The sequence below is a fragment of the Janibacter sp. DB-40 genome, from assembly GCF_029510815.1.
Classification (GTDB): Bacteria; Actinomycetota; Actinomycetes; order Actinomycetales; family Dermatophilaceae; genus Janibacter.
On the sequence record NZ_CP120360.1, the window covers coordinates 909619 to 922661 of the forward strand.

At 70.8% G+C, this 13043-nt stretch carries 13 protein-coding genes; 8 read left to right on the plus strand and 5 right to left on the minus strand.

Annotated elements, in window-relative coordinates; genetic code table 11:
* Positions 1 to 72: 72 nt before the first annotated feature.
* Together PVE36_RS04395 and PVE36_RS04400 are read left to right on the plus strand one after the other, a co-directional pair.
* Positions 73 to 2088 carry a protein meaA gene (locus tag PVE36_RS04395; RefSeq protein WP_277455759.1) on the plus strand — a complete coding sequence of 672 codons (2016 nt, stop codon included), beginning with the start codon at positions 73 to 75 and terminating at the stop codon, positions 2086 to 2088.
* A 109-nt stretch (positions 2089 to 2197) separates the two neighbouring features.
* Positions 2198 to 2521 carry a hypothetical protein gene (locus tag PVE36_RS04400; protein ID WP_277454811.1) on the plus strand — a complete coding sequence of 108 codons (324 nt, stop codon included), beginning with the start codon at positions 2198 to 2200 and terminating at the stop codon, positions 2519 to 2521.
* Positions 2522 to 2525: 4 nt separating this feature from the next.
* Here PVE36_RS04400 and PVE36_RS04405 read toward each other — a convergent pair whose 3' ends face one another.
* The 3 genes from PVE36_RS04405 to nucS form a co-directional block, all read right to left on the minus strand.
* Positions 2526 to 3542 (minus strand): slipin family protein, encoded by a 1017-nt coding sequence (locus tag PVE36_RS04405; RefSeq protein WP_277454812.1) that lies wholly within the window; start codon positions 3540 to 3542, stop codon positions 2526 to 2528.
* Complete coding sequence (locus PVE36_RS04410; protein ID WP_277454814.1) at positions 3539 to 3949, minus strand: NfeD family protein; 411 nt, start codon at positions 3947 to 3949, stop codon at positions 3539 to 3541. The genes PVE36_RS04405 and PVE36_RS04410 overlap by 4 nt, the downstream gene beginning before the upstream one ends.
* 182 nt (positions 3950 to 4131) lie before the next feature.
* On the minus strand, positions 4132 to 4827 hold the full coding sequence (gene nucS / locus PVE36_RS04415; RefSeq protein ID WP_277454815.1) for an endonuclease NucS: 696 nt from the start codon (positions 4825 to 4827) through the stop codon (positions 4132 to 4134).
* 164 nt (positions 4828 to 4991) lie between these two features.
* Between nucS and PVE36_RS04420 the strand changes: the two genes are divergently transcribed.
* Entirely contained in the window at positions 4992 to 6200 is a 1209-nt protein-coding gene (locus PVE36_RS04420) for a 3-hydroxyacyl-CoA dehydrogenase NAD-binding domain-containing protein (RefSeq protein WP_277454816.1), read from the plus strand.
* A gap of 166 nt (positions 6201 to 6366) precedes the next feature.
* A complete protein-coding gene (locus tag PVE36_RS04425) occupies positions 6367 to 6654 on the plus strand; it encodes a hypothetical protein (RefSeq protein WP_277454817.1) in 288 nt (95 codons plus the stop codon).
* Between the two features lie 235 nt (positions 6655 to 6889).
* Here the strand turns inward: PVE36_RS04425 and ccrA are convergent, their stop codons facing one another.
* Entirely contained in the window at positions 6890 to 8230 is a 1341-nt protein-coding gene (gene ccrA, locus PVE36_RS04430; RefSeq protein WP_277455761.1) for a crotonyl-CoA carboxylase/reductase, read from the minus strand.
* A gap of 169 nt (positions 8231 to 8399) precedes the next feature.
* Positions 8400 to 8843 (minus strand): methylmalonyl-CoA epimerase, encoded by a 444-nt coding sequence (mce, locus tag PVE36_RS04435; protein ID WP_277454818.1) that lies wholly within the window; start codon positions 8841 to 8843, stop codon positions 8400 to 8402.
* Positions 8844 to 9010: 167 nt separating this feature from the next.
* On the opposite strand from mce, the gene PVE36_RS04440 reads away from it, so the two are divergent.
* The 4 genes from PVE36_RS04440 (at position 9011) to PVE36_RS04455 (ending at position 13010) form a co-directional block, all read left to right on the plus strand.
* Entirely contained in the window at positions 9011 to 10210 is a 1200-nt protein-coding gene (locus PVE36_RS04440; protein ID WP_277454820.1) for an acetyl-CoA C-acetyltransferase, read from the plus strand.
* Positions 10211 to 10212: 2 nt separating this feature from the next.
* Positions 10213 to 11175 carry a methylmalonyl Co-A mutase-associated GTPase MeaB gene (meaB, locus tag PVE36_RS04445; RefSeq protein WP_277454821.1) on the plus strand — a complete coding sequence of 321 codons (963 nt, stop codon included), beginning with the start codon at positions 10213 to 10215 and terminating at the stop codon, positions 11173 to 11175.
* Between the two features lie 67 nt (positions 11176 to 11242).
* Positions 11243 to 12697 carry a serine/threonine-protein kinase gene (locus PVE36_RS04450; protein ID WP_277454822.1) on the plus strand — a complete coding sequence of 485 codons (1455 nt, stop codon included), beginning with the start codon at positions 11243 to 11245 and terminating at the stop codon, positions 12695 to 12697.
* Positions 12698 to 12710: 13 nt separating this feature from the next.
* On the plus strand, positions 12711 to 13010 hold the full coding sequence (locus tag PVE36_RS04455; RefSeq protein WP_277454823.1) for a thiamine-binding protein: 300 nt from the start codon (positions 12711 to 12713) through the stop codon (positions 13008 to 13010).
* Positions 13011 to 13043: the final 33 nt, after the last annotated feature.

Consider the following 13043-nt stretch of genomic DNA (forward strand, 5'->3'; position numbering starts at 1 on the left):
ATGGCCGAGAGCACCGATTCCCCCACTCCTGCCGCCGAGGCGGCGCGTCCCGAGCGTGACCGCCCCTGGGTGATGCGCACCTACGCCGGTCACTCCAGCGCCGCGGCGTCCAACGAGCTGTACCGCCGCAACCTGGCCAAGGGCCAGACCGGCCTCTCGGTCGCCTTCGACCTACCGACGCAGACCGGGTACGACCCCGACCACGTGCTCAGCCGTGGCGAGGTGGGCAAGGTCGGCGTGCCGATCAGCCACATCGGCGACATGCGCAAGCTCTTCGACCAGATCCCGCTCGGCGAGATGAACACGTCGATGACGATCAACGCCGTCGCGATGTACCTGCTGGCGATGTACCAGGTCGCCGCGGAGGAGCAGGCCGAGGCCGCCGGCCAGGACCCGGCCGAGGTCGTCGCCAAGCTCGGCGGCACGACGCAGAACGACATCATCAAGGAGTACCTGAGCCGCGGGACGCACGTCTTCCCGCCCGGGCCCTCGATGCGCCTGATCACCGACATGGTCACCTACACCGTCGGCGAGATCCCCAAGTGGAACCCGATCAACATCTGCAGCTACCACCTGCAGGAGGCCGGCGCGACGCCCGTGCAGGAGGTCGCCTACGCGATGTCCACGGCGATCGCCGTCCTCGACGCCGTCCGCGACTCCGGCCGGGTGCCGGAGGAGGAGTTCGGCAGGGTCGTCGCCCGCATCTCCTTCTTCGTCAACGCAGGCGTGCGCTTCGTCGAGGAGATGTGCAAGATGCGCGCCTTCGTCCAGCTGTGGGACGAGATCACCCGGGAGCGTTACGGCGTCACCGAGGCCAAGCAGCGCCGATTCCGCTACGGCGTGCAGGTCAACAGTCTGGGTCTGACCGAGGCGCAGCCGGAGAACAACATCCAGCGCATCGTGCTCGAGATGCTCGCCGTCACCATGAGCAAGGACGCCCGCGCCCGCGCGGTGCAGCTCCCGGCGTGGAACGAGGCGCTCGGCCTGCCGCGTCCCTGGGACCAGCAGTGGGCGCTGCGCCTGCAGCAGGTCCTCGCCTTCGAGTCCGACCTGCTCGAGTACGACGACCTCTTCGCCGGCTCCCCGGTCGTGGAGAAGAAGGTCGCCGAGATCGTCGAGGGCGCCAAGGCCGAGATCGACCGCATCCAGGAGATGGGCGGCGCCGTCCCGGCCGTCGAGTCGGGCTACATGAAGTCCGCGCTCGTCGCCAGCCACGCGCTGCGGCGCCAGCGCATCGAGGCCGGCGAGGACATCGTCGTCGGGGTCAACAAGTTCGAGACGACCGAGCCCAACCCGCTGACCGCCGACCTCGACACCGCGATCCAGACGGTCGACGAGGGCGTCGAGGAGGCCGCGGTCGAGGCCATCCGCACCTGGCGCTCCGAGCGCGACGCCGACCCGGAGCGCGGTCCGCGGGCCGCAGCCTCCCTCGAGCGCCTGCGCGAGGTCGCCGGGACCGACGAGAACCTCATGGAGGCCTCCCTCGAGTGCGCCCGTGCCGGCGTCACGGTCGGGGAGTGGGCCCAGGCGCTGCGCGAGGTCTTCGGTGAGTTCCGCGCCCCGACCGGTGTATCCGGCTCGGTCGGTGTGGCCGACGGCGGCTCCGAGGAGCTGCAGTCGGTGCGCGATCGTGTCACCCGCACGGAGGAGGAGCTCGGCGAGAAGCTGCGCGTCCTCGTCGGCAAGCCCGGGTTGGACGGTCACTCCAACGGCGCCGAGCAGATTGCGGTGCGGGCGCGTGACGCCGGCTTCGAGGTCATCTACCAGGGCATCCGGCTCACGCCCGACCAGATCGTCTCGGCGGCCGTCGCCGAGGACGTGCACCTCGTCGGTGTCTCGATCCTCTCCGGCTCGCACATGGAGCTCGTCCCGGACGTCCTCGAGGGGCTGAGGGCGCAGGGCGCCGGCGACATCCCGGTCATCGTCGGCGGCATCATCCCCGAGTCCGACGCCAAGCGTCTGCAGGAGATGGGCGTGGCCGCGGTCTTCACACCGAAGGACTTCGGCCTCAACGAGATCATGGGCCGCTTCGTCGACATCATCCGCGAGCAGCGCGGCCTGCCCGCGCACGAGACCGCCACGGCCTGACCCCCCGGTGGTTGAGGTGTGAGTTCGCGCAGCACGCTTCTCCACGTTCCCTGAGGAGCTTGCGCAGCAAGCGTCTCGAAGGGATGGCTCGCCCCCATACAGTGGCCGGGTGACCATGCACTGTCCGGCGACGCTTCTGCTCACCGCCACCCCGGAGGGCGAAGGGGGCGTGCCCGCCCTCGTCGAGCGGCTCGTCGGCGAGTCGGTGCTGGCCGTCGTCACCCCTCCGGGCGATGCCCGGGGTGCGGCGGTGGCCGCGGCACTGGACGTGCCGCTGGAGCAGGAGCCGGGCCTCGAGCTGGGCGAGCCCCCATCGGCCCTGCTCGCGGAGATCGCCGACCTGCACCGGGGCGAGACGGTGCTCGTGCTGAGCGGCGAGACCACGGACGCGGCAGCCGCCATCAGGCGGATCGAGCTGGGCGAGGCCTACTAGGCGCTCACTCCCAGTCGTCGCGCTCGTGGCTGACCGGACGCGGGTGGTCGCCCTCGGCGTGCACCTCGTGCCCGTCGTCGGACCACGCGCCGTGTGCCATCGGCGGGCCGCCTGCCGCCGGCACTCCTGCTGCTGATCCAGATGCCGTCGGACCACCCGCCGGTGAGGCGCCACCCGCTGCCGGTGAGGCGGTGCCCGCCGCCGGTGAGGCGGTGCTCGTGGCCGGGGCGGCCCCCTTCGGCGTGCTGGACTGGGCGCCCATCCCCACGGCCGCCGCGTCGAAGAGGCGCAACAGCTCCATCGGCAGCGGGAAGACGACCGTCGAGTTCTGCTCCGCGCCCAGCTCGAGCATCGAGGAGAGCGTGCGCAGGTGCATCGCGGCCGGGTGCGCCTCCATGACCTCCGCTGCCTTGGCGAGGTTCTCGGCGGCCTCCTGCTCACCGATGGCGTGGATGACCTTCGCGCGGCGGTCGCGCTCGGACTCCGCCTGGCGGGCCATGGCGCGGCGCATGCTCTCGGGGAGCAGCACGTCCTTGACCTCGACGATCGTGACCTTGATGCCCCACGGGTTGGTCACCTCGTCGATGATCTGCTGGAGCTTGGCGTTGATCTCCTCGCGCTTGGTCAGCAGGTCGTCGAGGCTGGTCTGGCCGATGATGCTGCGCAGCGTCGTCTGGGCCACCTGCTGCGTACCGACCTGGTAGTTCTCGATGGCGAGCACCGCGCGGACAGGGTCCACGACGTTGTAGTAGGTCACCGCGTTGACCTGGACGGTGACGTTGTCCTTGGTGATCAGGTCCTGCGGGGGCACGTCGTAGGTGTGCGTGCGCAGGTCGATCTTGCGCACCTTGTCCACGATGGGCGCGACGATGATCACGCCCGGCCCCTTGGCGTCCTGGATGCGCCCGAGGCGGAAGACCACCGCGCGCTCGTACTCGGGGATGATCCTCACCGCACGGGTGACGACGTAGCCCACGGCCAGTGCCGCGATGACCAGACCGATCAGGGTGGTGTCGATCATGACTCCTCCTTGCCTTGCGGTGACTCGAGGGGTTCGACGAGCAGCTCCAGGCGGTCCACGGCCGTGATCCGCACGTCCTCGCCGGCGCGGAGGGGGACCTCGCTGCGCACCGACCACCAGCTGCCCTCGACGAAGACCTGCCCGTGGGCGCCCTCCGCCGTGCGCAGGGTGACGACCTGGCCGGGGAAGAGATCGACCCCGGTGCTGCTCGAGGGGGAGCGTCCGTAGCGGCGCCACAGCAGCACGGTCAGCACCAGGCCGACGGCTACCACGACGAACAGCGGCACGACCAGACCCCAGAGCAGTCCCCAGCCGATGCCGAGCTCGTCGGCCACCCAGGACACCACGTCGCCGGGGTCGGGGTCCGGTGCGGGCGAAGGGAGGTGGCTCGGCTGTGTGGTTGCCATGCCTGCCTCCTCCCTCGGCTGCTTGTGACCAGCCTAGTGCGCAGGAAGGCTTCGAGGCTCAGGCCGAAGGCGGCCTTCGCGCCTCAGCCACCGGTGGCCGGGGCCGGGCGGCGACCTTCGCACGCCGAGCCCGCTGGCTGAGGTGTGAGGAGCTCTGCGACGAGCCTCGAAGCCAAGCGGGATCAGAAGAGGCGGTGCATGCTCGTGTCGATGCCCTTGAGCTCGTCGTAGTCGAGGGTCACGCAGCGGATGCCGCGGTCCTCGGCGAGCGTGCGCGCCTGGGGCTTGATCACCTGCGCGGCGAAGACCCCGGTGACCGGTCGCAGCTGCGGGTCGCGGTTCATCAGCTCGAGGTAGCGGGTGAGCTGCTCGACGCCGTCGATCTCGCCGCGGCGCTTGATCTCGACGGCGACGGAGACCCCCTTCGCGTCCTTGGCGAGGATGTCCACGGGACCGATCGCCGTCATGTACTCCCGACGCACGAGGGTGTAGCCGTCCCCGAGGGTGCCGATGTGCTCGGCGAGCAGCTTCTGCAGGTGGGCCTCGACGCCGTCCTTGACCAGCCCCGGGTCGACGCCGAGCTCGTGGGAGGAGTCGTGGTGGATCTCGTGCAGGCGCACCCGCAGCCGGTCCTCGGTCTTGGCGTGCTGGACGTTCCACACGGCGACCACACCCTCGGCGGTCTCGGTCTCGTCCGGCTCCACCTCGGCCATGGCGCACGGGGGAGCCATCCAGTTCAGCGGCTTGTAGGAGCCACCGTCGCTGTGGATGAGCACCGAGCCGTCGGCCTTGACCATGAGCAGCCGGGTCGCCAGGGGGAGGTGGGCGTTCAGCCGGCCCTCGTACTCGACACTGCAGTTCGCAATCACCACTCGCACGAGCCAGACCCTACGGCTCCGGCGGGCCGCGCCCAAGCGGGTCGGGTCGGCCGTGCCCGGCAGGGTCGGCCGGTGGGCCCCGGCGGTATCGCGCGGATCACCTGTGCCCACTGTCACGCCGTCGGGCACTACCACGGGGTAGGTCCGGCTGGAACACTCCAGACATGTCTGAATCGCGCTCTCTCGCCGACGCCCTCGTCTTTCCGTACCTGAACCATGCCGCCACGATGTTCGAGGAGAAGTACGCCTCCCGCGAGGACCTCGACAACGGCATGCGCTTCGGCTGCGGCCTGCCCAGGGGCCCGCTGACCGTCATCGACGAGCTCGGTCTGGAGACCGTGCGCGACGCGCTCGCCGCGCGCTTCGCCGAGAGCGGTGACCCGCGCCACCGGCCGAGCGAGGTCCTCGAGCGGCTCATCGCCGACGGCCGCACCGGCAAGGCGGCCGGCCGGGGCTTCTTCACCTACGAGGACGGCGAGGTCGTCGCCGACGACCTGACCCCCTCCACGGGCGGGGCGGGCGCGGCCCGGGAGATCACCACCGTCGGCGTCGTCGGCTCCGGGACGATGGCCACCGGCATGATCGAGGTCTTCGCGACCTGCGGCTTCCCCGTCACCTATGTCGCGCGCAGCCAGGAGAAGGTCGACGCGGTCGCCGCGAAGATCGCCAAGAACCTCACCCGCAAGGTCGACAAGGGCCGCATGGAGCAGGCCGACGTCGACGCGGTCCTCGCCCGCCTCACCGGCTCCCTCGAGCGCGAGTCCCTCGCCGACGTCGACATCGTCATCGAGGCGATCGCCGAGGAGATCGGCGTCAAGAACCAGCTCTTCGTCGACCTGGACCGCATCTGCAAGGACGGTGCCGTGCTCGCCACGACGACCTCCTCGCTGTCCATCGCCGACCTGGCCGCGCAGACGACGCGCCCGCAGGACGTCGTCGGCATGCACTTCTTCAACCCCGCGCCGGTCATGAAGCTCGTCGAGGTCATCGACCAGGAGCACACCGGACAGGACGTCCTCGACACGGTCGTCGAGCTGTGCAAGCACATCCGCAAGGTCCCGGTCCGCTGCTCCGACCGCGCCGGCTTCATCGTCAACGCCCTGCTCTTCCCCTACCTCAACGACGCCATCAAGGCGCACGAGGACGGGGCGGGCCTGGACGAGATCGACACCGCGATCACCGAGGGCTACCGCTACCCGATGGGTCCCTTCGCGCTGCTGGACGTCGTCGGCAACGACGTCGCCCTCGCGATCGAGGAGGAGCTGCTCGCCGAGTTCGGGCACGAGAGCCTCGCCCCGGCGCCGCTGCTGCGCGACCTCGTCGCCGCCGGCAAGCTCGGCCGCAAGACCGGTGAGGGCTTCCGCACCTACTGAGCCGTACCCCTTCGGGTGCGAGGAACGGCACGAGTCGGCGCTTGCCGAAGTCCCGTCGTCGGTCTGTCGGTGAGGGTCGTCCATCGGACTTCGGCTTGAGGCGCGCCGACCCGTGCCGTTCCTCTTCCCCTGCGCCGTGCGGCAACCGGTTTGGGAGGATGGCGTCATGCCACGCTCCAACCGCCGTCGACGGGACGCCCACCGTCCGCTCGCCCTGGGTGCCATGGGCTCGCAGACGACGCAGTCGTGGATGGGGCGCTCCTGGGTGGTGCGCCAGCTGAGCGGCCACAGCTCGACCCGCAGCTACACCTGCCCGGGCTGTACCCACGAGATCGCGCCCGGCACGCCGCACGTCGTCGTCTGGCCGGACGACGGCCTGGGCGGCGTCGACGACCGCCGCCACTGGCACGGCAAGTGCTGGAAGGCCCGCGACCACGGCCGCTACGGCCGCTGAGTGCCCCTCCCACCGCTCCCGGAAGCGACCGACGCTGAGGTTACTCGCGGGTACGACGATCACTTGACGCGGCTGGGTGACGGTCGAGCCCGGGATCTTGGGGTTCTCGCGCGGCCCGTCGTCGCGAGTGCCCGTCGTACCCGCGCGTCACAAGAGCGCAGCAGTTCTCCGGGCCGCACGACGAAGGGGGCCGCACCGGTGACCGGTGCGACCCCCTTCGCGTGGGTGGAGCGGGTCAGGCGTCCTGGAAGCGGTTGATCTGCTTCTCGAACTGCGCGCGCTTGTCCGGGTTGGAGACACCCAGGCCGGCCTCGGGGGCGAGGGTGAGCACGCCGACCTTGCCCTGGTGCTTGTTGTGGTGCACGTCGAGCGTGGCCTGGCCGACCTCGTCGAGGGAGTAGGTCCGGCTGAGCGTGGGGTGGATCAGGCCGCGGCTGATCAGCGCGTTGGCCTCCCAGGACTCGCGGTAGTTGGCGAAGTGGCTGGAGATGATGCTCTTGAGGTTCATCCACAGGTAGCGGTTGTCGTACTCGTGCATGTAGCCCGAGGTCGAGGCGCAGGTGACGATCTTGCCGCCCTTGCGCGCGACGTAGACCGAGGCGCCGAAGGTCTCGCGGCCCGGGTGCTCGAAGACGATGTCCACGTCGTGACCGCCGGTGAGCTCGCGGATCCGCTTGCCGAGGCGCTTCCACTCCTTGGGGTTCTGCTTGGTGCCGTCCTCGTTCCAGAACTGGTAGCCCTCGGCACGACGGTCGATGATCAGCTCGGCACCCATGGCGCGGCAGATCTCGGCCTTCTCGGGGGAGGAGACGACGCAGATCGGCTCGGCGCCGGCGGCCAGCGCCATCTGCACGGCGTAGGAGCCCAGGCCACCGGAGGCGCCCCAGATGAGCACGCGGTCACCGAGCTTGAGCGCGGCGCCGTTCTTGGAGATCAGCTGGCGGTAGGCGGTGGAGTTGACCAGGCCGGGGGAGGCGGACTCCTCCCAGGTGAGGTGGTCGGCCTTGGGCATCAGCTGGTTGGCCTTGACGATGGCCAGCTCGGCGAGGCCGCCGAAGTTGGTCTCGAAGCCCCAGATGCGCTGCTGCGGGTCCATCATCGTGTCGTCGTGGCCGTCTGCGTCCTCGAGCTCGACGGACAGGCAGTGCGCGACGACCTCCTGGCCGGGCTTCCACTTGGAGACGTGGCCACCGGTGCGCAGCACAACGCCGGAGAGGTCGGAGCCGACGATGTGGTACGGCAGGTCGTGGCGCTTGGAGTACTTGTTCAGCTTCCCGTAGCGCTCGAGGAAGGAGAAGGTCGAGACCGGCTCGAAGATCGAGGTCCACACGGTGTTGAAGTTGATCGCGCTGGCCATGACGGCGACGAGCGCCTCGTCGGGGGCGAGCTCGGGGATCTCGACGTCGTCGATGTGCAGCGACTTGCGCGGGTCCTTGTCGCGGGTGGCCAGCCCCTCGAACATGTCGACGTCGGCCTTGTGGACGGTCGCGGCCCGGTAGGTCTGCGGGAGGGGGAGGTTCGCGTAGGTCTCCTCGCTGCGGTCACCGGAGAGGATCGCGTCGCGGATCTGGTCGATTGCCATGTGGGTGGGCTCCTCGGCCTCGTGGGGTCGGTCGGTCTGCTGCCGCCGGGGCGACAGTCGCTGCGTGCAACTTAAGGGGGTCATGGCGCCGGTGGGACGGTGTCATGACTGACTTCACACGGCGGTGGGTGGCGTGGGGCCACACCCCGGGCGAAGGGGGGAGTCAGGCCTGGTGGGCGCCCGCACCGCTGCGGGCGGGCTCCACCAGCTCGACGAGGACGCCGCGGGCGTCCTTCGGGTGGATGAAGTTGACCCGGGAGTTGCTCGTCCCGCGCTTGGGGGTGTCGTAGAGCAGCCGCAGGCCGCGCTCGCGCAGGGTCGCGCAGACGGCGTCGATGTCCTCGACGCGGTAGGCGAGCTGCTGCATGCCCTGGCCGTTGCGGTCGAGGAACTTCGCGATCGTGGACTCGGGCGTCAGGGGCGCGAGCAGCTGGATGCAGGACCCGGAGTCGCCGACGCGCATCATCGCCTCGCGCACGCCCTGCTCCTCGTTGGTCTCCTCGTGCGCGAGCTCCATGCCGAGGGAGTCACGGTAGAAGGCGATCGCGTCGTCGAGGTCGGGCACGGCGACACCGACGTGGTCGATGGCGGTGAAGAGATCTGTCATGTCGCGCAGCCTATTGAGGCGCCGGCCCCGGCGGGAGGTGCTGGGCGTGTGAGGCCGCACACCGCCCCGGGCCCTGCCCTCCCTCCGCCCGCGTCGATAGAATCGGGGCCAACACCCGCGGTGTCGCTCCGGTGCCGCGCCATCCCACGAAAGCTGGAGGCATCCACATGTCCGAGCGTCCTGTGTCCGTCATCGTCGCCGGGGCCCGCACCCCGATGGGCCGCATGAGCGGCTCCCTCAAGGGCTTCTCCGGGTCCGACCTCGGCGGCTTCGCCATCAAGGGGGCCCTGGAGAAGGCCGGCATCTCGGGCGAGCAGGTCGACTACGTGATCATGGGCCAGGTGCTCACCGCCGGTGAGGGCCAGATCCCCGCCCGCCAGGCCGCGATCAAGGGCGGGATCCCGAAGAACGTGCCCGCGCTCACCGTCAACAAGGTCTGCCTCTCCGGGATCGACGCGATCGCCCTCGCGGCCCAGCTCGTGCGCGCGGGCGAGTTCGACGTCATCGTCGCCGGCGGCCAGGAGTCGATGACCAACGCGCCGCACCTGCTGCCGAAGAGCCGTGAAGGCATCAAGTACGGCGACACCAAGCTCAAGGACTCGATGGCCTACGACGGCCTGCACGACATCATCACCGACCAGGCGATGGGCTCGCTGACCGAGTCGAAGAACGCCGAGAAGTCCGAGTTCTCCCGCGAGGAGCAGGACGCCTTCGCGGCCGCGAGCCACCAGAAGGCCGCCAAGGCATGGTCCGAGGGCAAGTTCGCGGACGAGGTCGTCGCCGTGGAGGTCCCGCAGCGCAAGGGCGACCCGGTCGTCTTCGACACCGACGAGGGCGTCCGCGGTGACACCACCGCCGAGTCCCTGGGCAAGCTGCGTCCGGCCTTCTCCAAGGACGGCACCATCACCGCCGGCTCCGCCTCGCAGATCTCCGACGGTGCCGCCGCGGTCGTCGTGATGAGCAAGGCCAAGGCCGAGGAGCTCGGCCTGGACTACCTCGCCGAGATCGGCGCCCACGGCGTCGTCGCCGGGCCGGACTCCACGCTGCAGTCCCAGCCGGCGAACGCGATCGAGGCCGCGCTGAAGAAGGACGGCATCTCGGTGAACGACCTCGACCTCGTCGAGATCAACGAGGCCTTCGCCGCCGTCGGCCTCTCCTCGACCAAGCAGCTGGGCATCGACCCCGAGAAGGTCAACCCCAACGGCGGCGCCATCGCCATGGGCCACCCGCTGGGCATGTCCGGCGCGCGCATCACCCTCGCGCTGGCCCACGAGCTCAAGCGTCGCGGTGGCGGCACCGGTGCGGCCTCGCTCTGTGGTGGTGGCGGTCAGGGCGACGCCCTGATCGTGCGCGTGCCGCGCGCCTGAGTGTGATCCGCAGCGTCGACGTCCCCGCCCTGGTCGAGCAGACCAGGGCGGGGATGCCGCGTGCCATCGGGCGGCTGATCTCGCTGGTCGACGACCAGCACCCCGCGCTGCGGGAGGTGATGGCCGCCCTGGCCCCCCACACGGGTGGGGCGCACGTCGTCGGGTTGACCGGCTCGCCCGGCGTCGGCAAGTCCACGACGACCAATGCGCTCATCGGGGCCTACCGGGCGGCGGGCAAGAGCGTGGCGGTGCTCGCGGTGGACCCGTCCTCCCCCTTCTCCGGCGGTGCCCTGCTCGGTGACCGCATCCGCATGAGCGAGGCGGCCACCGACCCGGGGGTCTACATCCGCTCGCTCGCCTCGCGCGGGCACCTCGGCGGCATCTCGGTCGCCACGCCGCAGGCGATCCGGGTCCTCGACGCCGCCGGCTTCGACGTCGTCCTCGTCGAGACGGTCGGCGTCGGCCAGTCGGAGGTCGCCGTCGCCGGCTCCGCGGACACCACCCTCGTCCTGCTCGCCCCCGGGATGGGCGACGGGATCCAGGCCGCCAAGGCCGGGATCCTGGAGATCGGCGACGTCTTCGTCGTCAACAAGGCCGACCGCGAGGGCGCCGACTCGACCGTCCGCGACCTGCGGCACATGATCCAGATGGGGGAGGGGACGGCCCCCCGTGGCTGGCGCCGCCGGGTCGTGCGTGCCTCCGCCGTCAACGGCACCGGCGTCGACGACATCGTCGCGGCCGTCGGCGAGCACCTCGAGTGGCTGGCCGCCAGCGGTGAGCTGCGCCGGCGCCGCACCGCCCGTGCCCGCGACGAGATCTCCGCGCTCGCCGTCGCCGAGCTGCGCTCGCGGATGGGTGACCTCGGGGCCGGTGGGACGCTCGACCAGCTCGCCGGAGGTGTCGTCGACGGCAGGACGGACCCCTTCGCCGCCGCGGACGTCCTCCTCGAGTCCGTCGCCGGCTGAGGTCTGTCGCGACCCGACGACGGCTGGTGGTCCGCCCACGGTGCGCGCCATCTACGCTGGAACGGACATGACTGACCACACCACTCCCTCCGTGATCGGTGGCCGATACGAGCCCGTGCGACCGATCGGCCGTGGCGGCATGGGGGTCGTGTGGCTCGCACGGGACACCGTGCTGGGCCGGTCGGTCGCCGCCAAGCAGATCGGTGACTTCCCCGGCGAGAGCCAGGGTGAGGCCGACCGCGCGATGCGCGAGGCCCGCGCCGCGGCGGCCCTCAACCACCCCAATGTCGTCGCCGTCTACGACGTCGTCGAGCACGAGGACAGCCCCTGGCTGGTCATGGAGTACGTCGCCGGACCGACGCTGGCCACGGCCATCCGGCAGCGCGGCCCGATGACGGCGAAGGGGGCGGCGGACCTGGGTGCGCAGCTCGCCGGAGCGCTCGCCGCGGCACACCGTGCCGGGGTCGTCCACCGCGACATCAAGCCGGGCAATGTCCTCATCGGCGGTGGCCTGCCCAAGCTCGGTGACTTCGGCATCGCCCGGGCCGGCGGCACGGACGAGCAGACCCCCCAGGCCGGTCTGGTCACCGGCACCCCGAACTACATGGCCCCCGAGGTCGCGGTCGGCAGACCCCACGGAGAGGCCGCCGACGTGTGGGCGCTCGGCGCGACGATCTACTTCGCCGTGGAGGGTCACGACGCGTACCCGAGCAGGAGCAGCGCTCTCGCCACACTGCAGGACGTCGCCTCCCAGCCGCCGCGCCGGCCGGAGCGCGCCGGGCCCCTCGAGCCCGTCCTCGCCGACATGCTCGCCCGCGACCCCGCCCGCCGCGGCACGATGCGCGAGGCACTGCGCCGGCTGGAGTCCATCGCCGCCGGTGGCGCCGACATCCCCCCGACCACGCGCACGGCCGCAGGCGTACCGCCGTCCGGTGCGCGCGCCACGCCCCCTGCCGCCGCGGCCGGCGCAGCACCCGACTCCGACCGGAGGGCAAAGGGGGTCGGCCCCCTTCTCCTGTGGCTGCTCCTCGGCGTCCTCGCGGTCGCGCTCATCGTCTGGGGGATCCTCTTCCTCACCCGGGGTGGGACGGCGGCGGACTCCTCGGGCGCCGCGGTGTCCGGGCAGGAGCAGACCGTGATGCCGTCCGCGTCGGGGGCGGCGACCGGGGCGACCTCCTCGACCAGCAGCGAGCCGACGAGCGCGACGAGCACCGGCGAGCTCGACCTGACCGAGGAGGAGGCCACGGAGTTCATCGAGGACTACTTCACGACCGTGACCAAGGACCGGGACGCCGCTTGGGCGATGCTCGCCCCCGAGAGGCACGACGACCGGGCGGGCTACGACGAGTTCTGGTCCGGGTACAAGAAGGTCGATGCCACCGACATCAGCGTCGACACCGAGGCCGGGACCGTCTCCACCACGCTCGAGCTGAAGCCCGAGGACGGCGAGGAGCTGACCCGGCGCTACACCTATGAGCTCATCCGCATCGACGGCGACCTGAGGATCGCCGCCAACGACTGACCAGGAGGTCACCGTGCTGCTCGCCTTCTCCATCGCCCCCGCCGGTCCCGGCGAGGACGGCTCGTACGCCCCGGCGGTCGCGGCCGCCCTGCAGGTGGTCCGCGACAGTGGCCTCCCTCACGACCTCGGGTCGATGTTCACGACCATCGAGGGGGAGTGGGACGAGGTCATGGCCGTCATCAAGCAGTGCGTCGAGGCCATGGGCCCCTACGGGGACCGCGTCTCGCTGGTGATGAAGGCCGACATCCGGGCCGGGCGCACCGGTCAGCTCACCTCGAAGGTCGACCGCGTCGAGGGGCTCCTGCGGGACTGACCACGTCGTGACTAATTTGTGACCTTGGTGAAA

Coding starts and splice junctions, on each gene's coding strand:
- PVE36_RS04395 (WP_277455759.1), top strand. CDS start 73: ATGCGCACCTACGCCGGTCACTCCAGCGCCGCGGCGTCCAACGAGCTG.
- PVE36_RS04405 (WP_277454812.1), bottom strand. CDS start 3,542: ATGATCGACACCACCCTGATCGGTCTGGTCATCGCGGCACTGGCCGTG.
- PVE36_RS04410 (WP_277454814.1), bottom strand. CDS start 3,949: ATGGCAACCACACAGCCGAGCCACCTCCCTTCGCCCGCACCGGACCCC.
- PVE36_RS04420 (WP_277454816.1), top strand. CDS start 4,992: ATGTCTGAATCGCGCTCTCTCGCCGACGCCCTCGTCTTTCCGTACCTG.
- PVE36_RS04425 (WP_277454817.1), top strand. CDS start 6,367: ATGCCACGCTCCAACCGCCGTCGACGGGACGCCCACCGTCCGCTCGCC.
- mce (WP_277454818.1), bottom strand. CDS start 8,843: ATGACAGATCTCTTCACCGCCATCGACCACGTCGGTGTCGCCGTGCCC.
- PVE36_RS04440 (WP_277454820.1), top strand. CDS start 9,011: ATGTCCGAGCGTCCTGTGTCCGTCATCGTCGCCGGGGCCCGCACCCCG.
- PVE36_RS04450 (WP_277454822.1), top strand. CDS start 11,243: ATGACTGACCACACCACTCCCTCCGTGATCGGTGGCCGATACGAGCCC.